We start from the raw sequence: 24023 nt of genomic DNA on the forward strand, positions 1-24023 counted from the left end.
GCGCCGGCGCCGCCGGACGCGCGCAGGGGGGTGGCCCCGGGGCGTCCGCCGCGGCCCCTCCCCCTTGCGCTTGCCGCGTCAGTCCCGGCGGAGGCCGGGCTTCAGGTCCTTGAAGCGGGCCAGCAGTCCGTTGACGAACGACGGCGACTCGTCCGTGGAGAACTCCTTGGCGAGCTGGACGGCCTCGTCGATGGCCACCGCGTCCGGCGTGGCGTCGACCCAGACCAGCTCGTACGCGCCGAGGCGCAGGATGTTCCGGTCGACGACCGGCATCCGGTCGAGCGTCCAGCCCACCGCGTAGGTGGCGATGAGCTCGTCGATGCGCCCGGCGTACTTCGCGTACCCCTCCACGAGCTCCATCGTGTACTCGTTGACCGGCGGCTGCCGGTCGTCGGACCGGGCGTGCCGGATCCAGTCCGCGAGGACCTCCTGCACGGACACGCCGCGCTGGTCGGCCTCGAAGAGGATCTGGAAGGCGCGCTTGCGGGCCTTGTTGCGGGCAGCCACGGTTAGCTGTTCACCCGGCCGAGGTAGTCGCTCGTGCGGGTGTCGACCTTGATCTTCTCACCGGTGGTGATGAAGAGGGGGACCTGGATCTGGTGGCCGGTCTCCAGCGTCGCGGGCTTGGTGCCGCCGGTGGAGCGGTCGCCCTGGACACCGGGCTCGGTCTCGGCGATGGTCAGCTCGACGGCGGCGGGCAGCTCGACGTACAGCACCTCGCCCTCGTGGGTGGCGACGGTGGCGGTGAAGCCCTCGACCAGGAAGTTCGCGGCGTCACCGACGGCGGAGCGGGAGACGTGGAGCTGGTCGTACGTCTGCATGTCCATGAAGACGAAGTACTCGCCGTCCATGTACGAGAACTGCATGTCACGGCGGTCGACGGTGGCCGTCTCGACCTTGACACCGGCGTTGAAGGTCTTGTCGACGATCTTCCCGGAGAGCACGTTCTTGAGCTTGGTGCGCACGAAGGCCGGGCCCTTGCCGGGCTTGACGTGCTGGAACTCGACGACGGACCAGAGCTGGTCGTTGTCGAGCTTGAGCACCATGCCGTTCTTGAGGTCGTTCGTGGTGGCCACGGTTGCGGAATCTCCTGGACTGACGCTGGTGGACGACCGAGGAAGGCACGGTACGCGCTAGAGCGCGAGCAGCTCCTTGGTCGTGATGGTGAGTAGCTCGGGTCCGCCGTCCGCCTCCTGGCGTACGACGAGCGTGTCATCGATCCGGACTCCGCCCCGTCCCGGGAGGTGGACCCCTGGTTCGACGGTGACCGGCACGCAAGCGTCCAGTTTACCCATCGCCGAGGGGGACAAGTGCGGGTCCTCCTCGATTTCGAGGCCCACCCCGTGCCCGAGGGACGGCGCGAGGCCGTCGCCGTGGCCCGCGGCGTCGAGGAGCTGGCGGGCGGCCCGGTCGACGTCACGGCAGGCGGTGCCGGGGGCGAGCGCCTCGCGCGCGGCGCGCTGCGCGGCGAAGACGAGGTCGTACAGCTCGATCTGCCAGTCGGCGGGCGTCGTGCCGATGACGAACGTACGGCCGATCTCGCAGCGGTACCCGCGGTAGCTGGCGCCCAGGCAGACGGAGAGGAAGTCGCCCTCCTCGACGCGGCGGTCGGAGGGGCGGTGGCGGCCCCGGCCGGAGTGCGGGCCGGTGGCGACGGAGGTGGGGAAGGCGGGGCCGTCGGCGCCGTGGTCGACGAGGCGCCGCTCCAGCTCCAGGGCGAGGTGGCGTTCGGTGCGGCCGACGAGGATGGACTCCAGGAGCTCGCCGAGGGCCTGGTCGGTGATCTCGGCGGCGATGCGCAGGCAGGTGATCTCCTCGTCGTCCTTGACGAGGCGCTCCTGTTCGACGGAGGTCCCGAGGTCGTCGAGGCGCAGGTGAGGTGCGGCGGAGCCGATGGCGCGGTACCGGGCGACGCTCAGGTGCCGCTCCTCCACCGCGAGGGTGTCGGCGCCGGCCTGGCGCGCGAGGCCGGCGGCGGCGACGGCGGGGTCGCCGCCGGAGGGCGGGAGGACGGTGAGCCGCAGCGCCTCGTCGACGCGCCCTTCGACGGGGTCGCCGGTGGGGGCGTGGGGACAGAGGAGCACCTCGTCGTCCCCGGTCCCGTCCCCGCCGAGCAGCAGGACGGCGCCGGGCGGTGAAGCGCCCGTGAGGTAGCGGACGTTGGCGGGGCGGGAGACCAGCGCCGCCGCAGATCCGGCCGCCGCGCACCGGTCGCGCAGCCGCCCTCGGCGGTCCGCATACACCTGGGACATGACCCGAGCGTACGAGCGAATCCGCGGCCCGGCAGTTCCAGGGCGTCCGAGCGGGGCGCGGGTCCGGTCACCAGGTGGGCGGGCTCGTCAGGGAACGGGCCAGGACCTCGTCGAGGACGCGGGCCGTCGTCTCCACGTCGTAGTTCGAGTTGTCGATGATCGGCAGGCCCGAGGCGTGCCAGCCGGCCATGCGGCCGTGGATGCCCGCGACCTCCTCGTCGGAGAGGCGCCGGTTGCCGCTGCGCTCGGCGTTGCGCTCCAGGACGATCTCCAGTCCGGGGAGCAGGACCACGGGCAGCAGACCCGGGCCGACGTGCCGCTTCCAACCGCCGAGGCCCACGACCGGGCGGTCCGGGAAGACCGCGTCGTCGAGGATGCAGGAGATGCCGTTCGCCAGGAAGTTCCGCGCGGCGAAGCCGCAGGTGCGGCGGGCCAGCCGGTACTGGGCCTCGGACTGGTCGTTCCATCCCGACTGCGGGTCGGCGAACCCGGCGCACACCCATTCGCGCACGTCGTCGAGGCTGATGTGGGCGGTCGGCACGCGGCGGTGGTGCGCCCAGTACCGGGCGACGGTCGTCTTCCCGGCCCCCGCGGGCCCGATGAGGAGGACGGCGAGGGTGGCGGTGCCCGTACCGGGGGTCGGGCCCGCTCCCGGCTCGGCGGCCGGCGGGGCCGTGACCGGGGCCACCGGCGGCAGGTGGATGTGACCCGTCGTGTCGCGCGGGGGCGGCGGCGGGGCGTGGTGCGGGGCCGGCCAGGCCAGGCCGGGCGTCTGCGGCACGGGCGGCGGGGCCTGCGGCGGCATCGGCCGCCCGTGCGACGCCTGCCCCCCGGGCGCGTGCGGGGGCGGGCCCTGCGGCGCCGGGGCGTGCGGGGGCGGCGGGGGCGGGCCGGGGTGGTGTGCCTGCTGGGGCCACCCGGCCGCCGCGTTCCCCGGCTGGTGGGGCGGCGGCAGCGGGGCCCCCACTGCGTGCTGCATCCGGTGCCACTCCGTCTCGTACGACTGACGCTGCTGAGCGGGCGGCCGTTCGCCGGCGCGCCGTTATCGAACCGTACCCTCCCGGCCCGTCAGACGGTGAACGGCCCGGGAGGGTTCCGGAAGGGCCACCGGCCCGTCAGTCCGTCAACTCGTCGGCCAGGGCGCGCAGCGCGAGCCGGTACGACCCGATGCCGAACCCCGCGACCGTCCCCGTGGCGACCGCCGCGACGACCGAGGTGTGCCGGAACTCCTCGCGGGCGTACGGGTTCGAGATGTGCACCTCGATCAGCGGCGCCGTGCGCTGGGCGGCCGCGTCCCGCAGCGCGTACGAGTAGTGCGTGAAGGCACCCGGGTTCAAAACGACCGGAATCGAGCGGTCGGCCGCCTCGTGCAGCCAGCGGACCAGCTCGCCCTCGTCGTTCGTCTCCCGCACCTCGACGTCGAAGCCGAGCTCCTTGCCGAGCGACCGGCAGGTCTCCACCAGGCCGGCGTAGGAGGTGGCGCCGTACACGTCGGGTTCGCGCGAGCCGAGCCGGCCGAGGTTCGGCCCGTTCAGGACGTACACCGTGCGGACGTCGCCGCGCGTGCGGTCCTTCACGCCGACACCTCCCCGTACGCCGCGAGCAGCACGGCCGGGTCGGGTCCCTCCAGGACGGTCGGCTTGGCCAGTCCGTCGAGGACGATGAAGCGCAGCAGGTTGCCGCGGGACTTCTTGTCGACCTTCATCGTCTCCAGCAGCTTCGGCCACTGGTCGCCGCGGTACGTCAGCGGCAGCCCGACCGACTCCAGGACCGTGCGGTGCCGGTCGGCGGTCGCGTCGTCGAGGCGTCCGGCGAGCCGGCCCAGCTCGGCGGCGAAGACCATGCCGACGGACACGGCCGCGCCGTGCCGCCACTTGTACCGCTCGTTCTTCTCGATCGCGTGGGCGAGGGTGTGGCCGTAGTTGAGGATCTCGCGGAGCCCGGACTCCTTCAGGTCGGAGGAGACGACCTCCGCCTTGACCTTGATGGAGCGGACGATCAGCTCGGCCGTGTGCGGCCCGGCGGGCGTGCGGGCGGCGGCCGGGTCGGACTCGACGAGGTCGAGGATCACCGGGTCGGCGATGAAACCGGCCTTGATGACCTCGGCGAGGCCGCTGACGTAGTCGTGGACGGGCAGCGAGTCCAGCGCGGCCAGGTCGCACAGGACGCCGGCGGGCGGGTGGAACGCGCCGACGAGGTTCTTGCCCTCGGCGGTGTTGATGCCGGTCTTCCCGCCGACCGCCGCGTCGACCATGGCGAGGACGGTCGTCGGCACGGCGATCCAGCGCACCCCGCGCAGCCAGGTCGCCGCGACGAACCCGGCGAGGTCCGTGGTGGCGCCGCCGCCCACGCCGACGATCACGTCGGTGCGGGTGAAGCCGGTCTGGCCGAGCGCCTTCCAGCAGTACGCGGCGACCTCGGCGGTCTTCGCCTCCTCCGCGTTCGGCACCTGGATGGCGACGGCCTCGTACCCCTGGGAGGCGAGGTCCTCGCGCAGCGCCTCACCGGTCTCGGCGAGCGCCTCGGGGTGGATCACGGCGACGCGCCTGGCCCGGTCGCCGACGAGCCCGGCCAGTTCGCCGAGCAGCTGCCGGCCGACCAGTACGTCGTACGGCTCCGAACCGGCGCTGGCGCCGACGTGGATACGGGTAACGGGCATGTCGGTCACGTGTCCTCCTGGCCGGGCGTCGGGGAGCCGGCGGCGTCGGCCGCCGAGGGCCCGGTGCCCGGGGAATGCGAGAGCTCCAGTGCGTCGAGGACCGCGTCGGCGACCTCGTCGGGGGTGCGGTCGTCGGTGGCGACGACGACGCGCGCGACTTCGGTGTACAGGTGGCGGCGGGCCTCCATCAGCTCGCGCCAGCGGCGGCGCGGGTTGACGGCCAGCAGCGGCCGGGCCGCGCCCAGGCCGACGCGCCGGACGGCCTCCTCGACCTCCATCGACAGGTAGGCGACGGGCAGCCCGGCCAGCAGGGCGCGGGTGCCGTCGTCGAGGACGGCGCCCCCGCCGAGGGCGAGGACGCCGGTGTGCTCGGCGAGGGCGGCGCGGACGGCGGCCCGCTCCAGCTCGCGGAAGCGCGGCTCGCCGTCCTCGACGAAGATGTCGGAGATCTCCCGGCCCTCGGCGGCGACGATGTCGGCGTCCGTGTCCCGGTAGGGCACGCCCAGGCGCTCGGCGAGGAGCGTGCCCACGGTGGACTTGCCGGACCCCATCGGCCCGACGAGGACGATCAACGGGCCGCTGCTCACCGGATGTGCAGGTGGTCGAGGTAGGAGCGGACGTTGCGGCGGGTCTCGGCGACGCTGTCGCCGCCGAACTTCTCCGCGACGGCGTCCGCCAGGACGAGCGCGACCATCGCCTCGGCGACGATCCCGGCCGCGGGCACCGCGCACACGTCGGAGCGCTGGTGGTGCGCCTGCGCCGGCTCGCCCGTCACCACGTCGACGGTGCGCAGCGCGCGCGGCACGGTCGCGATGGGCTTCATCGCGGCCCGTACGCGCAGCAGCTCGCCGGTGGTGAGGCCTCCTTCCGTGCCGCCGGAGCGGCCGGAGGTGCGGCGGATGCCCTCGTCGGTGGTGACGATCTCGTCGTGGGCCCGGGATCCGGGGACGCGCGCCAGGTCGAAGCCGTCGCCGACCTCGACGCCCTTGATGGCCTGGATGCCCATGAGGGCGGCGGCGAGCCGGGCGTCGAGGCGCCGGTCCCAGTGGACGTGCGAGCCGAGGCCGACGGGCACGCCGTAGGCGAGGACCTCGACCACGCCGCCGAGCGTGTCGCCGTCCTTGTGGGCCTGGTCGATCTCGGCGACCATCGCCTTCGACGCGTCGGCGTCGAGGCAGCGCACCGGGTCGGCGTCGAGCCGCTCCACGTCGGCGGGCGTCGGGTAGACCCCGTAGGGCGCCTTGGCGGCGGCCAGCTCCACGACGTGGCTGACGATCTCGATGCCGGCGGTCTCCTTCAGGTACGACCGCGCGATGGCGCCGAGGGCGACGCGGGCGGCGGTCTCGCGGGCGCTGGCCCGCTCCAGGACCGGCCGGGCCTCGTCGAAGCCGTACTTCTGCATGCCGGCGAGGTCCGCGTGGCCGGGGCGGGGCCGGGTCAGCGGGGCGTTGCGGGCCAGTTCGGCGAGCTCGGCCGGGTCGACCGGGTCGGCCGCCATGACCTTCTCCCACTTGGGCCACTCGGTGTTGCCGACCATGACGGCGACCGGGGAGCCGAGGGTGAGGCCGTGCCGGACGCCGCCGAGGAAGGTGACCTCGTCCCGTTCGAACTTCATCCGCGCACCACGCCCGTAGCCCAGGCGCCGCCGGGCGAGGTGGTCCGCCACCATCTCCGTGGTGACCGGGACGCCGGCGGGAAGACCTTCCAGCGTCGCCACCAGCGCGGGACCATGGGACTCCCCCGCCGTAAGCCAGCGCAACCTGCTCAACGGTGCTCCTTCTCCTGGGGCCGGATCTGCGGACGGCCCGGCCCGGTACGCGGCCGGACCGGCCTCACCCCCGATCCTCCCACGGCCGGACGCCGGCCCGGCCGCCGTCCCAACTGTCGGACAGCGGCCCGGACGGCGGGAGCGGGTCAGGCGCCGACGGCTCCGAGGGCGCTCTCCCCGGCGGCGCGCATCGCCGCGAGGGGTGCCGGGGAGCGGCCGGTCATCTGCTCGACCTGGAGGACGGCCTGGTGGACGAGGAGGTCGAGGCCGCCGACGACCGCGCCGCCGCGCCCGGACCAGGCGGCCGCGAGGGGCGTGGGCCACGGGTCGTACAGCACGTCGAACAGCGTGCCGGGGCGTTCCGGTACGTACGGGGCGAGGGCGTCGGTGGCGCCGGCCGGCGTGGTCGCGACGACGAGGGGCGCGTCGAAGGCGCGGGCGGCGTCGGCCCAGTCGGCCGTGCGCAGGTCGACGCCCAGGCGCTCGCCCCAGCCGCGCATCTCCCCGGCGCGGGCCTCGCTGCGGACGTACGCGGTGACGGGTCCGGAGCAGATCCGGGCCAGGGCGGCGAGCGCGGACGAGGCGGTGGCCCCGGCGCCGAGGACCGCCGCGGCCTCGACCCTCTCCACGCCGCGTTCCCGCAGGGCGGCGACCATGCCGGGGATGTCGGTGTTGTCGCCGACGCGGCGGCCGTCGCCGGTGAGGACGACCGTGTTGACGGCCTCGACGGAGCGGGCGGTGTCGCTGATCCCGTCGAGCAGCGGGATGACCGCGCGCTTGAGCGGCATGGTGAGGGACAGGCCCGCCCAGGACGCGTCGAGCGTGTCGAGGAAGGCCGGCAGCCGGATCTCGTCGACCTCGAACCGGTCGTACGACCAGCCGGTGAGGCCCAGCTCGGCGTAGGCGGCCCGGTGCAGGACCGGGGAGAGCGAGTGGGCGATCGGCGACCCCAGGACCGCGGCCCTGCGGGTGTCAGCCCCCCTGGTTGTCATTGAACTTGTCCTTGAGTCTGAGGAATTCGTCGTGGGTCTTGGCGAATTCGGTCTTGTGCATGCCGTCGGTCGCCACGAAGTACATCCAGCCGTCCGACGTGGGGGCGAGCGCGGCCGCGAGCGCCTCCTTGCCGGGATTGCCGATCGGGCCGGGGGTGAGTCCCCTCTGGGTGTACGTGTTGTACGGGTCCTGGTTGCTGTTGATCTCGGACTCGCTGATCTGGATCTCGCTCTGGCCCTTCAGGTAGTTGAAGGCCGAGTCGAACTGGAGGAGCTGGTTCGTCTCGGTGTTGGTGGGCTTGAGCCGGTTGTAGACGACCTCGCTCATCTTGCGGAAGTCGTCCTCGGTCTTGCCCTCCGCCTGGACGAGGCTGGCGACGGTGACCAGCTCCCAGGGATTCTTCAGGCCGAGGGACCCGACCTTCGCCTCCAGGTCGAGCTTGCCGTACTCGGCGTTGGCGCGGGCGACCATCTTCCTCAGGACGTCCTCGGGCTTGTTGCCCTTGGCGACCGGGTAGTCGGCCGGGAAGAGGAAGCCCTCCAGCGGGTCCTTGACGTCGGGGTGGCCGGTCGCCCAGGCGGGCAGACCGAGGTTCTTCGCCTGGGCCTGGGCGACTTCCTCGGTGGTGCCGGGCGACAGTTCGAGGCGCTTGTCGATCTGCTCGTACACCCAGGCGTTGCGCTTGCCCTCGGGGATGATGAGGACGTTGCGGCTCTTGGGGCTGAGCATGGCCTCGACGGCGGCGGCTCCGGACATGCCCTTCTGCAGGGTGTAGAAGCCGGGCTGGATGGACAGGCCCTTGGGGTTCTTCTCCTGGGCGGTGACGAAGGCGTCGACGCTCTTGACGACACCCGCCTTCACCAGGATGCCGCCGATCTCGGCGCCGACCGCGTCCTTGGGCACCTCGACGGTGACGGTCTCGCCGGTGCCGGACCCGGTGAAGTCGGGCGCGGGGCCGAAGCGGTCCTGCCAGAACTGGTAGCCGAAGTAGCCGACGCCGCCCAGGCCGCCGGCGAGGACCAGGGCGACGAAGAGGCAGGCCACGCCGTTGCGGCTCTTGCGCTTCTTGGCCCGGCCGCGGCGGTCGCGGGCGTCGCGCCGCGATTCGGGCGGGCCGTCGTCGTGTCCGGTGTCCCGCGGATCGTCGGGTCCGGTGTCCCGCGGATCGTCACCGGAGCCGTCGTAGCCGCCGTCGTCACCGGAGCCGTCGTAGCCGCCGTCGTTGCCGGGACCGTCGTAGCCGCCGCCATCGGGACCGCCGTCGTCGCCGGGGTGCCGCTCCCGGTCGTCGGGGCGGGGGTCCCCGGCGGGGCCGCCGGGGAAGGGGCGGGGTTCTTCGCTCAGGGCCTCGGCCTGCCACGCCCCGCCCTGACCCTGACCGGGGTCGTGGCCGGGATGCGGGATCCGACCGTGCGGGTCCGGGTGGCGCCGGCCGGGGGGCTGCGGCGGCGGGTACGCCTCGGGGGTGCTGTACGGGTCGGCGCCCTGGCCGGTTCCGTACGGGTCGGCGGGCGGGGGCGTCCCGTACGGCATGGCGGCCTGCGGTCCGGTCCCGGTGTCCCAGCCGCCGTACTCCTGGCCGCCCGTTCCGTACTGCCGGCCGTCGTGACCCTGCTGGTACGGGTCCTGGTGACCGCCGCCGTACTGCGGCTGCTGGTGGTAGGCGTCTCCGGTCTGCTGGCCCCCCCATCCCTGGTCCCCGTACAGGGGGTCCTCGGGGTGCCAGGGCTGGGAGCCGGGGCTCCGGCCGTACTCAGTCATCGATCCCCAAACAGCCGCGAGGCGTCCGGTACGTCCGCCTCTACGTCGCACGGCGGCTGTTCGAACGCCACCGCATCGCGCGGAACGTTACCGTATCGCGATCAGATGACCACCTCGACGCTCTCGCCGGGCGGATTACCCGATACCCGTTCGGACTCAAGAGCGTTCTGAAGGATGATCACGGCGGCTGCCTGGTCGATGACGGACCGGCCCTTCTTCGCCTTCACCCCCGAGGCGCGCAGCCCCTGCGTCGCGGAGACGGTGGTCATCCGTTCGTCGACCAGCCGGACCGGCACGGGGGCGACGCCCCGGGCCAGTTCCTCGGCGAAGGCCCGGACCTTCCCGGCCGCCGGGCCCTCGCGCCCGCTGAGGGAGCGGGGCAGCCCGATGACGACCTCGATCGGCTCGTACTCCTCGACCAGTTGGCGCAGCCGCCGGTGGGCGGCCGGGACGTCCCGTCCCGGCACGGTCTCCACCGGCGTGGCGAGGACCCCGTCGGGGTCGCACGAGGCGACCCCGATCCGGGCGTCCCCGACGTCGACCGCCAGCCGGCGCCCGCGTCGCATCCCGCCCATCAGGCGGTCTCGACGACCAGGCGCTCGACGGCCTCGACGGCGGCGCCGATGGCCTCCGGGTTCTGGCCGCCGCCCTGGGCGACGTCCGGCTTGCCGCCACCGCCGCCGCCGAGCGTCTTGGCGGCGGTGCGGACCAGGTCGCCGGCCTTGAGGCCGCGCTCGCGGGCGGCCTCGTTGGTGGCGATCACGGTCAGCGGACGACCGCCCGCGGTGGTGAACAGGGCGACGACGGCCGGCCGGTCGCCGGGGATGCGGCCGCGCACGTCGAGGACGAGCCTGCGCAGGTCGTCGGCGCCGGTGCCGTCCGGGACCTGGCCGGTGACCAGGGCGACGCCGCGGACGTCCTTGGCGGATTCGGCGAGCCCGGCGGCGGCCTGGAGGACCTTCTCCGCGCGGAACTTCTCGATCTCCTTCTCGGCGTCCTTCAGCTTGGCGAGCATGCCGGAGATCTTCTCGGGCAGCTCCTCGGGACGGCCCTTGACCAGCTCCTGGAGCTGGGCGACGACCGTGTGCTCCCGGGCGAGGAAGTGGTAGGCGTCGACGCCGACGAGGGCCTCGATGCGGCGCACGCCGGAGCCGATGGAGGACTCGCCGAGCAGCTTCACCAGGCCGAGCTGGGCGGTGTTGTGGACGTGCGTGCCACCACAGAGCTCCTTGGAGAAGTCCCCGATGGTGACGACGCGGACCCGCTCGCCGTACTTCTCGCCGAACTCGGCGATGGCGCCCTGCCGCTTGGCCTCGTCGATCGGCATGACCTCGGCGTGCACGTCGAGCTCGCGGGCCAGCACCTCGTTGATCTTCTGCTCGACGTCCGTCATGACCGCCTGCGGCACGGCGGACGGCGAGCCGAAGTCGAAGCGGAAGCGGCCGGGCTGGTTCTCCGAACCGGCCTGGGCGGCCGTCGGGCCGAGGGCGTCGCGCAGCGCCTGGTGCGTGAGGTGCGTGGCGCTGTGGGCGCGGGCGATGGCGCGGCGGCGCCTGACGTCGATGGCGGCGTAGGCGGTGGCGCCCACGGTCACCTCGCCGACCTGGACCGATCCCTTGTGCACGGACACGCCGGGGACCGGCTGCTGGACGTCGCGCACCTCGATGACGGCGCCGCTGTGCAGCTTGATGCGGCCGGTGTCGGCGATCTGGCCGCCGCCCTCGGCGTAGAACGGGGTGCGGTCGAGGACGACCTCGACGTCGTCGCCCTCGGAGGCGGCCGGGGAGGGGACGCCGTTGACGAGGAGGCCGACGACCGTGGTCTCGCCCTCGGTGTTCGTGTAGCCGGTGAACTCGGTGGCGCCGGAGGTGTCGGCGATCTCGCGGTAGGCGGTGACGTCGGCGTGGCCGGTCTTCTTGGCCCTGGCGTCGGCCTTGGCGCGCTCCCGCTGCTCCTTCATCAGGCGGCGGAAGCCGTCCTCGTCCACGGAGAGGCCCTGCTCGGCGGCCATCTCCAGGGTGAGGTCGATGGGGAAGCCCCAGGTGTCGTGGAGCAGGAACGCCTTGTCGCCGGGGAGGACCTTGCCGCCGGTGGCCTTGGTCTCGGTGACGGCCGTGTCGAGGATGTTGGTGCCGGCCTTCAGCGTCTTGAGGAAGGCGGCCTCCTCGGCGAGGGCGACCGTCTCGATGCGCTTGCGGTCCGTCTCCAGCTCGGGGTACTGCTCGCCCATCGTGCGGATGACCGTGTCGACGAGCTGGCCGACGACCGGGCCGGTGGCGCCGAGGAGGCGCATGTTGCGGATGGCGCGGCGCATGATGCGGCGCAGGACGTAGCCGCGGCCCTCGTTGCCGGGGGTGACGCCGTCGCCGATGAGCATGACGGACGTGCGCATGTGGTCGGCGACCACGCGCAGGGAGACGTCGCTGTCCTGGGCCTGCCCGTAGCGGACACCGGTCAGCTCGGTGGCCTTGTCGATGACGACCTTCAGGGTGTCGGTCTCGTACATGTTCTGCACGCCCTGGAGGATCATCGCCAGGCGCTCCAGACCGAGGCCCGTGTCGATGTTCTTGCTCGGGAGGTCGCCGAGGATCGGGAAGTCCTCCTTGCCGGTGCCCTCGCCGCGCTCGTACTGCATGAAGACGAGGTTCCAGATCTCCACGTACCGCTCGTCGTTGACGGCCGGGCCGCCCTCGACGCCGAACTCGGGGCCGCGGTCGTAGTTGATCTCGGAGCAGGGGCCGCAGGGGCCGGGGACGCCCATGGACCAGAAGTTGTCCTTCTTGCCCAGGCGCTGGATGCGCTCGGCGGGGACGCCCACCACGTCGCGCCAGATCTGCTCGGCCTCGTCGTCGTCCTGGTAGACCGTGATCCAGAGCTTCTCCGGCTCCAGGCCGTAGCCGCCGTGCCCGACCGGGGTGGTGAGCAGCTCCCAGGCGAGCTTGATGGCGCCTTCCTTGAAGTAGTCGCCGAAGGAGAAGTTGCCGCACATCTGGAAGAACGTGCCGTGGCGAGTGGTCTTGCCGACCTCTTCGATGTCCGGCGTGCGCACGCACTTCTGGACGCTGGAGGCGCGCTGGTACGGCGGCTTCTCCTCACCCAGGAAGTACGGCTTGAACGGCACCATGCCGGCGTTGACCAGGAGCAGAGTCGGGTCGTCCGCGATGAGCGACGCCGAAGGCACGACGGTGTGCCCGCGCTCCTCGAAGAAGCTCAGCCAGCGGCGGCGGATTTCAGCCGACTCCATCAGTGGTCCTCATTCCGGTTGTACGGGTGGGTGGGGTACGGGTGCGGGTGGACGTGGTGGCCCGGGGCGGCCGGGCCGCCGCCCGGCCCGAGCGCCGTGCGGCGGGGGCCGGGGAGGGCCGGGTCGACCGGTGCGTCCAGCCCCAGTGCGTCTTCCAGCTCCGCCTCGCGCTGGAGCATTCCCGCGCGGACGTCGAGGGCGAAGTCCCTGAGCCGGTGGCCCGTCTCGATCGCCTTGTCGGCGGCCTGGGCGGCGAGGCTCTCGGGGGTGAGCTGCTTGAGCTTGCGGTTGACCTTGGTGGTGGCCCACACGCCGGCTGCCGCGCCGGCGGTGAACCAGAATGCCCGGCGGAACATGTGTCGCGTCAGCCTTTCCGGTTCCGGCCGCCGCGCGCCCTGGGCACCGTGCGGCCGACGATGACGGTGCGCCGCGACCGCTGCCGTTCGGCGGGCCGGTCGGTCTTGTCGCGGCTCAGCGCCCGGCGTACGCCGTAGCCGAACGCCGCGACCTTGACGAGGGGGCCGCCGAAGGTGGAGGCGACGGTCGTGGAGAGCGCGGACGCGTTGGAGGTGACCTCCTGGACGTCCGAGGCGATGGCGTCGACCCGGTCGAGCTGGGTCTGCGCGGAGCGCACGGTCGCGGAGGCGTCGGCCAGCAGGGGCACCGCCTGCTCGGTCACCTCCGCCACGAGCCGGGTGGTCGCCCTGAGCGTCTGGGCCAGCCTCACCAGCACCACGGCCAGGAAGGACACCAGGATCGCCCAGAAGACGGCCACCAGGATCCCGGCAACCTCTCCACCGGTCACTGCGCACCGCTCTCTGCTCGTCGAAACCCGTTGTGATTCGTTGTGATTCTCGGTACCTGAAAGTCGTCCTCCGAGCCTATCGCGCCCCTGGTGGCTTCCCGAACCGGATATGGCGCCGCCGGGCGGGGGCGGGCGCGGCCGATTGTACGGAGAGCATCGATCTCGGTACGCTCCGTGCCCTATGCGACGGAGCAATCTCCCGGCCGAACTGAACCGGTTCGTCGGGCGCGAGGCGGAACGTGCGGAACTGGACGGGCTGCTGTCGGAGTTCCGGCTCGTCACGGTGGCGGGCGTGGGAGGAGTGGGGAAGTCCCGGCTGGTGGTGAGTGCCGCGCGCGCGGCGCAGAAACGCTACTGCGACGGGGTGCGGCTGGCGGAGCTCGCGGGGTTGCGGGATCCGGGTCTGGTGGAGCACGCGCTGGTGGAGGCGCTGGGGTTGACGGACCGGACGAGCAGGCCGCCGCGCGAGGTGCTGGTCGACCACCTCGCGGACCGGAGCCTGCTGCTGGTCCTCGACGGGTTCGAGCACCTCGTGGACGCGTGCGCGGACCTGGTGCGGCGGCTGCTGCGCGGCGCGCCGGGGCTGGCGGTGCTGGCGGCGGGGCGGCGGCCGCTGCGGCTGGACGGCGAGGCGGTGATGCCGCTGCCGCCGATGTCGGACGAGGACGCGGTGCGGCTGTTCACGGACCGGGCGGTGGCGGCGTGGCCGGGGTTCCGCGCCGAGGAGGAGGGGGCGCCGGTGCGGGAGTTGTGCCGGCGGCTGGACGGGATCCCGCTGGCGCTGGAGCTGGCGGCGGGGCGGTTGCCCGCGTTGACGGTGGAGCAGGTGCTGAACCGGCTGGACGACCGGTTCCGGCTGCTGACGCGCGGGACGCGGGGGGCACCGGCGCGCCACCGGACGCTGCGGACGGCGATCGGCTGGAGCCATGAGCTGTGCACGCCGGAGGAGCGGCTGCTGTGGGCGCGCCTGTCGGTGTTCGCGGGCCCGTTCGACCTGGACGCGGCGGAGTACGTGTGCGGCGGCCCGGACCTGCCGGCGGACCGGGTGCTGGACGTGCTGGGCGAACTGATCTCCCAGTCGGTGGTGGTGCGGGAGGCGGACGCGGCGGGGTCGCGGTACCGGATGCTGGACACGGTGGCGGCGTACGGCGCGGAGTGGCTGGCGGCCCTGGGGGACGCGGAACGGGTGCGGCGGCGGCACCGGGACTGGTACATGGGGCTCGCGACCTGCTGGGAACTGGAGTGGTTCGGCCCGCGGCAGGCGGAGGTGGCGGCGTGCGCGGACGGCGCGCTGCCGAACCTGCGGGCGGCGCTGGAGCTGTGCTTGGAGGTGCCGGGCGAGGCCCACCTGGCGCAGCACATGGCGGGGACGCTGTGGTTCTACTGGGTGGGCTGCGGCCGGCTCGCCGAGGGACGGCACTGGCTGGACCGGGCCCTGGCGCCGGGGCCGGGGTCGGGGTCGGGGTCGGGTCACGAGGAGGCCCGGCTGAAGGCGCTGTGGGTGCTGGGGTACGTGGCGATCCTCCAGGGCGACACGGCGGCCGCGGTGCGGGCGCTGCACGAGTGCGGGGAGCGGGCCGCGCTCGGCCGGAACGCGCCGGCGCTGGCGTACACGACGCACCGCCTGGGCTGCCTGGCGCTGCTGTCGGACGACATGCCGCGCGCGCGGGAGCTGCTGGGCCGGGCCCTGTCGTCGTACCGGGGGCTGGGCGAGCTGAACAGCCAGGTCCTGATGGCGCAGGTGGAGCTGGCGATCACGAACGTGTTCCAGGGCGACCTGGAGTCGGCCGTGTCGCTGTGCGAGGACGTCCGGGAGGTCTGCGAGGAGCGCGGCGAGCGGTGGACGCGGGCGTACGCGCTGTACGTGCTGGCGTACGCGGCGTGGACGCGCGGGGACCACGGGGAGGCGCGGGAGCTGCTGGGCGAGTGCGTGACGATCGGCCACGCCTTCCACGACCTGGTGGGGCTGGTGCTGGCGATCGAGCTGCTGGCGCTGGTGACGGCGAGCGAGGGCGACCCGGCGGAGGCGGCGGTGCTGCAGGGGGCGGCGGGCGCCCTGTGGGAGGCGGTGGGGCCGCCGCTGTTCGGTTCGGCGTACTTCGGCGCGCCGAGGGCGCTGTGCGAGCGCCGGGCGCGCGAGGTGCTGGGCGGGGAGCGGTTCGGGGCGTACCTGGCGGAGGGCGGCCGGCTGTCGCTGGACGAGGCGGTGGCGCGGGCACTGGCGGGCCGGGAGCGGGGCGCGGCGTCGGCGGACCGGGCCCGGGAAGGGCAGGCGCCGGTCCCGGGAACGCGGAAGCCCGCCGACTCCCCCACCGGGAAGGGCGGGGAGGCGGCGGGCTGAGAACCGCTGCGGTGGTGCGGTACTGCGCCTGGGTCAGCGGGCGTAGTACTCGACGACGAGCTGCTCGTCGCAGATGACCGGGATCTCCTTGCGGTTCGGCTCGCGGTCGAGGCGGAAGGCCAGGGCCTTCAGGTTGACCTGCAGGTAGCGCGGGGTCTCACCCTCGGGGGCGAAGCCACCCTCGCGGGCGACCTGGAACAGCGTCTTGCTGCGCGAGCGCTCGCGGACCATGACGACGTCGTCGGGGCGGACGCGGAAGGACGGCTTGTCGACCTTCTGGCCGTTGACCTCGATGTGGCCGTGGACGACCATCTGGCGGGCCTGGTAGATGGTGCGGGCGATGCCCGAACGCAGGACCAGGGCGTCAAGGCGGCGCTCGAGCTCGACGACCAGCGCCTCGCCCGTCTTGCCCTCGGCCTTCTTCGCGCGGTCGTAGGCGCGGGCCATCTGGCGCTCGCTGATGTCGTACTGGGCGCGCAGGCGCTGCTTCTCGAGCAGACGGACCTTGTAGTCCGAGTTCTGCTTGCGGCCACGGCCGTGCTCACCCGGCGGGTACGGGCGGGCCTCGAAGTACTTGACGGCCTTCGGCGTCAGGGCGATGCCGAGCGCACGGGACTTCTTGACCTTGGGACGCGACTGGTTAGGCACGTTCTCCAGACCTCCGAAATAGGTTAGGTTAGGCTCACCTTACTCAAGGAGATCGCATGTCTCGCCCTGGGAACACCACGCGCATCACAGACAGCAGCACAAAGAACGATGCCTCTCAACAGGGCATCGATGTGACGGAGGTCCGATCAGCTCATGGTCAGCCGCGTCCCAGCGGGCTTGAAACCGCCCGGATGCCGTCAGCAGCCGAGCGCACACGAACTCTCCTACAGGGTACATGCTCCGCGGCACTGCTGATCCCGGGAGCGGTCGCCCCCCGCCCCGAGCAGCTCTCCCCCGACGCCCGCGTCCTGGGCCCCGACGGCGAGGTCCTCCTCCTCTACCCGTCCGACTCCCCCGCCGTGCGCGCCGCCGCCCGCGCCCGCGACGAGGAGCTGCCGGCCGTGCTGGAGCTCACCGACGTCGCCCCCGTCTCCGTCCCCCACCGCGTCCGTGGCCGCGCCTGGGTCTCCGGCCGGCTCACCGTCTCCCCCGACGCCGCCGAGCCCGGCCGCACCCTGCTCCGGCTGGAGGTCGAGGACCTGTACCTCGACGACCTGTGGGGCGCCGGGCCGGTCGACCCCGAGGAGTTCGCGCGGGCCGAGCCCGACCCCCTGCGCGGGTACGAGACCGAGCTGCTCCAGCACCTGGCGGCCGTCCACGACACCCAGATGCTCACCCTCACCGCGCTGCTCGGCGACCGCGCCGGCACCGGCCCCACCGCCGTGCGCCACGTGACGCCGCTGGCCCTGGACCGCTTCGGGCTGCGGGTGCGGTGCCGGGACGCCGAGCGCCGTACGTTCGACGCGCGCTTCGACTTCCCCGAGCCCGTGCGGAACGTCCACGGGCTGCGGCGCGCCATGCGCGCCCTCTTCGACGCGGCCGGCGACCAGGACCGCTAGGACGGCTGCCGCGGCGCGCCCGCCCCCTCGCCGCGCAGCCGCTCCCGCACCTTCTCCACCACGTCCGCGTACCGCGCCTCCGCGCCGTAGCGGGTCGGCTGGTAGTAGCGCCGCCCCCGTACGGCGTCCGGTGCGTACTGCTGGGCGGCGATCCCGCCCGGCACGTCGTGCGGGTACACGTACCCCTGCGCGTGGCCCAGCGCGGCCGCGCCCTTGTAGTGCCCGTCGCGCAGGTGCGCCGGGACCGGTCCGGCCAATCCCGCCCGCACGTCGGCCTGGGCGGCCTGGATGGCCAGCGTCGCCGCGTTGGACTTCGGGGCCAGGGCCAGCGCGATCGTGGCGTGGCTGAGCGTCAGCGCCGCCTCGGGGAAGCCGATCATCGCGACCGCCTGGGCCGCCGCCACCGCCGTGGGCAGCGCCGTCGGGTCCGCGAGCCCGATGTCCTCGCTCGCGGAGATCATCAGCCGGCGGGCGATGAACCGCGGGTCCTCCCCCGCCTCGATCATCCGCGCCAGGTAGTGCAGTGCCGCGTCCACGTCCGAGCCGCGGATCGACTTGATCAGCGCGCTCGCCACGTCGTAGTGCTGGTCGCCGTCCCGGTCGTACTTCACCGCGGCGCGGGCCACGGTCTCCTCCAGCGTGGCGAGCGTGATCTCCGGCTCGCCCTTGGCCAGGGCCGCCCCGGCCGCCGCCTCCAGCGCCGTCAGCGCCCGCCGCGCGTCACCGCCGGCGACGCGCAGCAGGTGCGCCTCCGCGTCCTTGGGCAGCGTGACCGCGCCGGCCAGGCCGCGCTCCTCGGTGAGCGCCCGCTCCAGCAGCCCGCGCAGGTCGTCGTCGGTGAGCGGCTCCAGCGTCAGCAGCAGGGAGCGGGAGAGCAGCGGGGAGATCACCGAGAAGTACGGGTTCTCCGTCGTCGCCGCGATGAGCGTGACCCAGCGGTTCTCGACGGCCGGCAGCAGCGAGTCCTGCTGGGCCTTGCTGAAACGGTGGATCTCGTCCAGGAACAGGACGGTCTCCTTGCCGAAGCCGCCGGCCGCGCGGCGGGCGCCGTCGATGACCGCGCGAACCTCCTTGACCCCGGCCGTGATCGCGGACAGCTCCACGAAGCGCTTGTCGGTGGCCTTGGAGACCACGTACGCCAGGGTCGTCTTGCCGATGCCGGGCGGACCCCACAGGATCACGGACGACGCCCCGGCCGGGCCGCCCCCGCCCTCACCGACCAGGCGGCGCAGCGGCGACCCGGGCTTCAGCAGGTGCCGCTGGCCGACGACCTCGTCCAGCGTGCGCGGACGCATCCGCACCGCGAGCGGGCTGCGCGACGGGTCCTTCTCCTGGCGGTCTTCGGCGGCGGCGGTAAAGAGGTCGGGCTCCACGCCATGAAGCCTATGCCAGCCCTCCGACAGCCCCGGCGGCCCCGGCGGGGTGCCGGGGCGGACCGGTCAGCCGAGCCAGAAGTCCCACCAGCGCGTCAGGACCAGCATCCCGATGATCCCGATGTGCAGCACCGGCAGGACCCAGGTGAACTCGTCGAGGAAGCGCCGCAGGCCGGCCGGCGCGGGCAGGACGCCGTTGCGGACGTTGTACGAGGTCACGTACCAGAACATCACGATCGTCGCGACCCAGGCGAGGCAGCACCACAGGCACAGCGCGTTGAGCACGTAGAGGGACTGGGTCATGAGCCAGGTGCAGAACCCGACGCCGAACAGCGTGCCCGCGTTGAGGCCCAGCCAGTACCAGCGGCGGTAGCGGGCGCCGGCGAGCAGGCCGACGCCGATGGCGACCACCATGCCGTACGTGACGAGGCCCAGCATCGGGTTCGGGAAGCCGAACACCGACGCCTGCTCGCTCTTCATGATCGGTCCGCACGCCACGATCGGGTTGAGGCTGCAGCCGGGGACGAAGGTGGGGTCCTCCAGGAGCTTGATCTTGTCGAGGGTGATGACCCACGCGGCCAGCAGCCCCGCCGCACCCGTGACGACCAGCATCCAGGCGAACGCCCGGCCGGCGCCGAGGGCGCGGGAGTCCGGGGAGGCGTCGTCAACCACTGCTTTCGTCGTCATACCAGCCGTTCCGTCGGTAGGGGGTGGGTGGGGGTGCCGGAGCAGTGGTCATTGTGCCGGACGGAGGCGCCCCTGCGCCGTTCGATGGACATAAGGAAGGGCGGGGCACCCGTCGCGGGCACCCCGCCCCCTCGGGAACGGGCCGTTCAGGCCGTCTTGGCCCGGAGCGCGTCCACGACCGCGTCGAGCGCGAGGGGCTCCTGCTCGCCGGACTCCAGGTCCTTGAGCTGGACCACGCCCTCTTCGAAGTCCCGGTCGCCGGCGATGAGCGCGTAACGGGCCCCCGAGCGGTTCGCCGCCTTCATGCCCGCCTTCATGCTCTTGCCGCCGTACGCCATGTCCGTGGCGACACCGGCCTTGCGGAGCTCCGTGACGAGTCCGAACAGGCGCCGCTTGGCGTCGTCGCCCAGGGCCACGGCGAAGACGTCCGTCGCGGCCGGGACGTCGAGCGCGATGCCCTCGGCCTCCAGCGCCAGGACCGTGCGGTCGACGCCGAGCGCCCAGCCGACGGACGGCAGGGCGGGGCCGCCGATCATCTCGGACAGGCCGTCGTAGCGGCCTCCGCCGCCCACCGCGGACTGCGAGCCGAGGCCGTCGTGGACGAACTCGAACGTGGTGCGGGTGTAGTAGTCGAGGCCGCGCACCAGCTTCGGGTCGTCCTCGAAGGCGACGCCCGCCGCCGTCAGCAGGGCGCGCACCTCCTCGTGGTACGCCTTGCACGCGTCGCACAGGTGGTCGCGCAGCAGCGGCGCGCCCACGAGTTGCTTCTGGACCTCGGCGCGCTTGTCGTCGAGGACGCGCAGCGGGTTGATCTCGATCCGGCGGCGGGTGTCCTCGTCCAGGTCGAGGCCGCGCAGGAAGCCCTGGAGGGCGTCGCGGTAGGCCGGGCGGCACTCCTTGTCGCCGAGCGAGTTCAGCAGGATGCGGAAGTTCCGCAGCCCCAGCGAGCGGTACGCCTGGTCGGCCAGGATGATCAGCTCGGCGTCCAGCGCGGGGTCCTCGGCGCCGATCGCCTCGGCACCGACCTGGGAGAAGTGGCGGTAGCGGCCCTTCTGGGGGCGCTCGTAGCGGTAGTAGGAGCCGGAGTACCAGAGCTTGACCGGGAGGTTGCCGCCCTTGTGCAGGTTCGCCTCCAGGGCGGCGCGCAGCACGGACGCGGTGCCCTCGGGACGCAGGGCCAGCCTGTCGCCGCCCTTGGTCTCGAAGGCGTACATCTCCTTCGTGACGATGTCGGTGGACTCGCCGACGCCGCGCGCGAACAGCTCGACGTTCTCGAAGCCGGGGGTCTCGATGTAGCCGTACCCCGAGTTCCTCAGCGGCGCGGCGATGGCCTCGCGGACCGCCAGGTAGGTCGCCGAGTCGGGCGGCAGCAGGTCGTACGTGCCCTTGGGGGCCTGGAAAGCACTCACGGAAGTTCTCTCGTCACATTCCTCGTCGGGGAGCCGCGGGGCTCCCGGGGCCGGCGGCCACCTCCCGCAGGTACGGGTTGGTGGCGCGCTCGCGGCCGATGGTGGTCTGGGGGCCGTGGCCGGACAGCACCACGGTCGAGTCGTCGAGCGGCAGGCACACGCGGGCCAGCGACGCGAGCATCTCGTCCATGTCACCGCCGGGCAGGTCGGTGCGTCCGATGGAGCCGGCGAACAGCAGGTCGCCCGAGAAGAAGACCGGCGGGACGTCCGCGGCCTCGGGCAGCCGGAAGGTCACCGACCCCTTGGTATGGCCGGGCGCGTGCGCGACGGTGAGCTCCAGGCCGGCGAGTTCCAGCCGCGCGCCGTCGGTGAGCTCGTGGACGTCGTCCGGCTCCCCGACGGTCAGCTCCCCCATGAGCGGCATTCCGATGGAGCGGCCGAGGGCCTTCTCCGGGTCGCTCATCATGTACCGGTCGGCCGGGTGGATCCAGGCGGGTACGTCATGGGCTCCGCAGACCGGGACGACGGAGGCGACGTGGTCGATGTGGCCGTGGGTGAGCACGACCGCCACGGGCTTGAGCCGATGCTTCTGGAGCGTCTCCTCGACACCCCGGGCGGCCTGGTGGCCTGGGTCGATGATCACGCACTCCTCGCCCGCGGCGGGGGCGACCACGTAGCAGTTGGTCCCCCAGACCCCGGCCGGGAACCCGGCAATAAGCACGATCGTCCTCAGATAGTCGTCCGGCGGAAGAATGCAGCAGATCAGAGCCTACCGGCGCTGCTCATTCCACAGCCAACCCGTATACGGTACGGGCACACCAGCCCCGGACAGGCACAGACGAGCGACAAGGAGAAGACCCGGTGGTCAGCAGCGATCAGCGGCGGCGGCAGCTCGCCCGGGAGAAGTTCGAGCGGCAGCAGCGCCGGCGCGAGGAGATGCGGAAGAAGGCCCGGCGCCGCAACGCCGTCGTGGCCGCCGCGCTCGCCGTGGTCCTGGCGGCGGGCGGCGCCGTGTACGCCTCGGTCCAGCTGACCGGGCGCGACACCGACAGCGTCGACACGGCGGCCGGGTCCAGTGTGGCGCCCTCGCCGGACGCGCCCTCCCCCTCGCCCTCGACCTCGCCCGAGCCGTCGATGGCGGTCGACACCAAGGCGGCGTACACGATGACCCTGAAGACGAACGTGGGCGATCTCGTGATCTCCATGGACGCCGCGAAGACGCCGCGGACGGTCAACTCCTTCAAGCACCTCGCGGACAAGAAGTACTTCGACGGCACGAAGTGCCACCGCCTGACCACGCAGGGCATCTTCGTCCTCCAGTGCGGCGACCCGCAGGGCGACGGCACGGGCGGGCCCGGCTACAACATCCCCGACGAGAACCTGACGGCCCTCGGCAAGGCGGGGCCGGACGGCAAGGCGACGTTCAAGGCGGGCACGGTGGCGATGGCGAACACGGGCAGCCCGAACAGCGGCGGCAGCCAGTTCTTCCTCGTGTACCAGGACACCCAACTGCCCCCGACGTACACGCCGTTCGGGACGCTCGACGCCGCCGGCCTGAAGGCGGTCCAGGAGGTCGCGAAGGCGGGGGTCGAGGGCGGCACCGGGGACGGGGCGCCGAAGAAGCCCGTCACCATCGAAAAGGCCACGGTCGGCAAGGAGTGAGCCGTCGGATTTCGGTCGCGCTGGGAGCGGACAGCCGGGCGGCCGTTCGCCTAGATTGGCGTTGTGCAGCGTGGACTGGATGCGCGCTGTGAAGGGCGGGCGAGGCCCGTCCAGGAAACTGTGGACGATGCCCAGGGGGAAGACCCCCCTTCATCGGCATCATGTGGAGGAGGCGCTGTGAGCAGCGACCCGTGGGGCCGCGTCGACGAGACGGGCACCGTGTACGTGCGTACTGCCGATGGCGAGAAGGTCGTCGGATCGTGGCAGGCCGGCTCTCCCGAGGAGGCACTGGCCTACTTCGAGCGCAAGTACGAGGGCCTGGTTGTCGAGATCGGCCTCCTCGAGCGGCGGGTGCGGACCACCGACCTGTCCGCGAAGGACGCGATGGCCGCGATCGACCACCTGCGCCAGCAGGTCGACGAGCACCACGCGGTCGGTGATCTCGCCGCGCTCTCGGAGCGGCTGGACAAGCTCGTCGAGACGGTCGAGTCGCGGCGCGAGGAGCGCAAGGCCCAGAGGGCCAAGCAGGCCGACGAGGCGCGGCACGCCAAGGAGGCGCTGGTCACGGAGGCCGAGGAGCTCGCGCAGAGCGAGCAGTGGCGGGCCGCCGGCGAGCGGCTGCGCGCCCTGGTGGACACGTGGAAGGGCCTGCCGCGGCTCGACCGGAAGTCCGACGACGAGCTGTGGCACCGCTTCTCGCACGCCCGGTCGGCGTTCTCGAAGCGGCGCAAGGCGCACTTCGCGGCGCTGGACGCGCAGCGCGAAGAGGCGCGCCGGGTGAAGGAGCGGCTGGCCGCGGAGGCCGAGGCGCTGTCGAACTCCACGGACTGGGGTGCGACGGCCGCGCGGTACCGGGAGCTGATGGCGGAGTGGAAGGCCGCGGGCCGGGCCCAGCGCGAGCACGAGGACGAGCTGTGGAACCGCTTCCGCGGTGCGCAGGACGTGTTCTTCGCCGCGCGCGGCGCGGTGTTCGCCGAGCGCGACGCGGAGCAGGCCGAGAACCTCAAGCTGAAGGAGGAGCTCGCCGCCGAGGCCGAGAAGCTGGTGCCGGTGACGGACCTGAAGGCGGCGCGCGCCGCGTTCCGGTCCCTCAACGAGCGCTGGGAGGCCATCGGCCACGTGCCGCGGGACGCCCGGCCCAAGGTCGAGGGCCGGATGCAGGCGGTGGAGCGGGCCATCCAGGAGGCCGAGGAGGCCGAGTGGCGCCGTACGAACCCGGAGGCGCGCGCGCGTGCGGAGGGCCTGACGGGCCAGCTGCAGGACGCCGTCGACAAGCTGCGCAAGCAGATCGACGCGGCGCGCGCGGCGGGCAACGACGCGAAGGCCGAGAAGCTCACGCGTGAGCTGGAGGGCCGGCAGGCGCTGCTGGACCAGGCGCTGAAGGGCCTGCAGGAGTTCGGCGGCTGACACGGGCGCGGACGCCCCGCGCGAAAGGGCCGGTACGGGATCTCCCGTACCGGCCCTTTTCCGTGCCTTCTCCTCGCCCTCTCCGTACTTCCCCCGTACCCGGGGCCCGGGCCCG

General features: G+C 73.0%; 23 protein-coding genes. 4 read left to right on the forward strand and 19 right to left on the reverse strand.

What is annotated here, in order from left to right:
• Positions 1 to 78: 78 nt before the first annotated feature.
• The 14 genes from nusB to RND61_RS30540 form a co-directional block, all read right to left on the reverse strand.
• On the reverse strand, positions 79 to 507 hold the full coding sequence (gene nusB / locus RND61_RS30475) for a transcription antitermination factor NusB (protein ID WP_315881396.1): 429 nt from the start codon (positions 505 to 507) through the stop codon (positions 79 to 81).
• A 2-nt stretch (positions 508 to 509) separates the two neighbouring features.
• Positions 510 to 1076: an elongation factor P gene (efp, locus tag RND61_RS30480; RefSeq protein ID WP_315881397.1), complete on the reverse strand. Its 567-nt coding sequence runs from the start codon at positions 1074 to 1076 to the stop codon at positions 510 to 512.
• A 57-nt stretch (positions 1077 to 1133) separates the two neighbouring features.
• Positions 1134 to 2252, reverse strand: a complete 1119-nt coding sequence (locus RND61_RS30485; RefSeq protein WP_315881398.1) for an aminopeptidase P family protein — start codon at positions 2250 to 2252, stop codon at positions 1134 to 1136.
• A gap of 67 nt (positions 2253 to 2319) precedes the next feature.
• The gene (locus RND61_RS30490; RefSeq protein ID WP_315881399.1) at positions 2320 to 3231 is read right to left on the reverse strand and encodes a Pro-rich N-terminal domain-containing protein; all 912 of its coding nucleotides are present in this window, start codon (positions 3229 to 3231) and stop codon (positions 2320 to 2322) included.
• A gap of 136 nt (positions 3232 to 3367) precedes the next feature.
• Entirely contained in the window at positions 3368 to 3829 is a 462-nt protein-coding gene (gene aroQ, locus RND61_RS30495; protein ID WP_315881400.1) for a type II 3-dehydroquinate dehydratase, read from the reverse strand.
• Positions 3826 to 4920, reverse strand: coding sequence for a 3-dehydroquinate synthase (gene aroB, locus RND61_RS30500; protein WP_315881401.1), 1095 nt, complete (start codon positions 4918 to 4920; stop codon positions 3826 to 3828). Before aroB ends, aroQ begins: the two co-directional genes overlap by 4 nt.
• Complete coding sequence (locus tag RND61_RS30505; RefSeq protein ID WP_315881402.1) at positions 4917 to 5498, reverse strand: shikimate kinase; 582 nt, start codon at positions 5496 to 5498, stop codon at positions 4917 to 4919. The genes aroB and RND61_RS30505 overlap by 4 nt, the downstream gene beginning before the upstream one ends.
• The gene (gene aroC / locus RND61_RS30510; protein WP_315881403.1) at positions 5495 to 6679 is read right to left on the reverse strand and encodes a chorismate synthase; all 1185 of its coding nucleotides are present in this window, start codon (positions 6677 to 6679) and stop codon (positions 5495 to 5497) included. The genes RND61_RS30505 and aroC overlap by 4 nt, the downstream gene beginning before the upstream one ends.
• Positions 6680 to 6825: 146 nt before the next feature.
• Entirely contained in the window at positions 6826 to 7671 is an 846-nt protein-coding gene (locus RND61_RS30515; protein WP_315881404.1) for a shikimate dehydrogenase, read from the reverse strand.
• Positions 7652 to 9433 (reverse strand): endolytic transglycosylase MltG, encoded by a 1782-nt coding sequence (mltG, locus tag RND61_RS30520; RefSeq protein ID WP_315881405.1) that lies wholly within the window; start codon positions 9431 to 9433, stop codon positions 7652 to 7654. The genes RND61_RS30515 and mltG overlap by 20 nt, the downstream gene beginning before the upstream one ends.
• A 101-nt stretch (positions 9434 to 9534) precedes the next feature.
• Positions 9535 to 10008 carry a Holliday junction resolvase RuvX gene (gene ruvX, locus RND61_RS30525; RefSeq protein WP_315881406.1) on the reverse strand — a complete coding sequence of 158 codons (474 nt, stop codon included), beginning with the start codon at positions 10006 to 10008 and terminating at the stop codon, positions 9535 to 9537.
• On the reverse strand, positions 10008 to 12677 hold the full coding sequence (gene alaS, locus RND61_RS30530) for an alanine--tRNA ligase (protein WP_315881407.1): 2670 nt from the start codon (positions 12675 to 12677) through the stop codon (positions 10008 to 10010). The genes ruvX and alaS overlap by 1 nt, the downstream gene beginning before the upstream one ends.
• On the reverse strand, positions 12677 to 13033 hold the full coding sequence (locus RND61_RS30535; RefSeq protein ID WP_315881408.1) for a DUF6167 family protein: 357 nt from the start codon (positions 13031 to 13033) through the stop codon (positions 12677 to 12679). Before RND61_RS30535 ends, alaS begins: the two co-directional genes overlap by 1 nt.
• Positions 13034 to 13041: 8 nt before the next feature.
• The gene (locus tag RND61_RS30540) at positions 13042 to 13482 is read right to left on the reverse strand and encodes a DUF948 domain-containing protein (RefSeq protein WP_315881409.1); all 441 of its coding nucleotides are present in this window, start codon (positions 13480 to 13482) and stop codon (positions 13042 to 13044) included.
• A gap of 181 nt (positions 13483 to 13663) precedes the next feature.
• On the opposite strand from RND61_RS30540, the gene RND61_RS30545 reads away from it, so the two are divergent.
• Complete coding sequence (locus tag RND61_RS30545; protein WP_315881410.1) at positions 13664 to 15823, forward strand: ATP-binding protein; 2160 nt, start codon at positions 13664 to 13666, stop codon at positions 15821 to 15823.
• Between the two features lie 33 nt (positions 15824 to 15856).
• Here RND61_RS30545 and rpsD read toward each other — a convergent pair whose 3' ends face one another.
• A complete protein-coding gene (gene rpsD, locus RND61_RS30550; RefSeq protein WP_023589640.1) occupies positions 15857 to 16471 on the reverse strand; it encodes a 30S ribosomal protein S4 in 615 nt (204 codons plus the stop codon).
• A gap of 191 nt (positions 16472 to 16662) precedes the next feature.
• Between rpsD and RND61_RS30555 the strand changes: the two genes are divergently transcribed.
• Positions 16663 to 17370, forward strand: a complete 708-nt coding sequence (locus RND61_RS30555) for a DUF2470 domain-containing protein (protein ID WP_315881411.1) — start codon at positions 16663 to 16665, stop codon at positions 17368 to 17370.
• Here RND61_RS30555 and RND61_RS30560 read toward each other — a convergent pair.
• The 4 genes from RND61_RS30560 to RND61_RS30575 form a co-directional block, all read right to left on the reverse strand.
• On the reverse strand, positions 17367 to 18743 hold the full coding sequence (locus RND61_RS30560; protein ID WP_315881412.1) for a replication-associated recombination protein A: 1377 nt from the start codon (positions 18741 to 18743) through the stop codon (positions 17367 to 17369). The two genes, RND61_RS30555 and RND61_RS30560, sit on opposite strands and share 4 nt — an antisense overlap.
• 66 nt (positions 18744 to 18809) lie before the next feature.
• Positions 18810 to 19430 carry a vitamin K epoxide reductase family protein gene (locus tag RND61_RS30565; RefSeq protein ID WP_315881413.1) on the reverse strand — a complete coding sequence of 207 codons (621 nt, stop codon included), beginning with the start codon at positions 19428 to 19430 and terminating at the stop codon, positions 18810 to 18812.
• A gap of 146 nt (positions 19431 to 19576) precedes the next feature.
• On the reverse strand, positions 19577 to 20839 hold the full coding sequence (gene hisS / locus RND61_RS30570) for a histidine--tRNA ligase (protein ID WP_315881414.1): 1263 nt from the start codon (positions 20837 to 20839) through the stop codon (positions 19577 to 19579).
• A 13-nt stretch (positions 20840 to 20852) separates the two neighbouring features.
• Complete coding sequence (locus RND61_RS30575; protein WP_315881415.1) at positions 20853 to 21560, reverse strand: MBL fold metallo-hydrolase; 708 nt, start codon at positions 21558 to 21560, stop codon at positions 20853 to 20855.
• A 140-nt stretch (positions 21561 to 21700) separates the two neighbouring features.
• Here RND61_RS30575 and RND61_RS30580 point away from each other — a divergent pair, with 140 nt between their 5' ends.
• Both RND61_RS30580 and RND61_RS30585 read left to right on the forward strand, forming a co-directional pair.
• Positions 21701 to 22501, forward strand: coding sequence for a peptidylprolyl isomerase (locus RND61_RS30580; RefSeq protein ID WP_315881416.1), 801 nt, complete (start codon positions 21701 to 21703; stop codon positions 22499 to 22501).
• 177 nt (positions 22502 to 22678) lie between these two features.
• Positions 22679 to 23908: a DUF349 domain-containing protein gene (locus RND61_RS30585; protein ID WP_315881417.1), complete on the forward strand. Its 1230-nt coding sequence runs from the start codon at positions 22679 to 22681 to the stop codon at positions 23906 to 23908.
• Positions 23909 to 24023 lie beyond the last annotated feature (115 nt).

Origin of the sequence: Streptomyces tamarix (assembly GCF_032423885.1) — a bacterium.
GTDB classification, from domain to species: domain Bacteria; phylum Actinomycetota; class Actinomycetes; order Streptomycetales; family Streptomycetaceae; genus Streptomyces; species Streptomyces tamarix.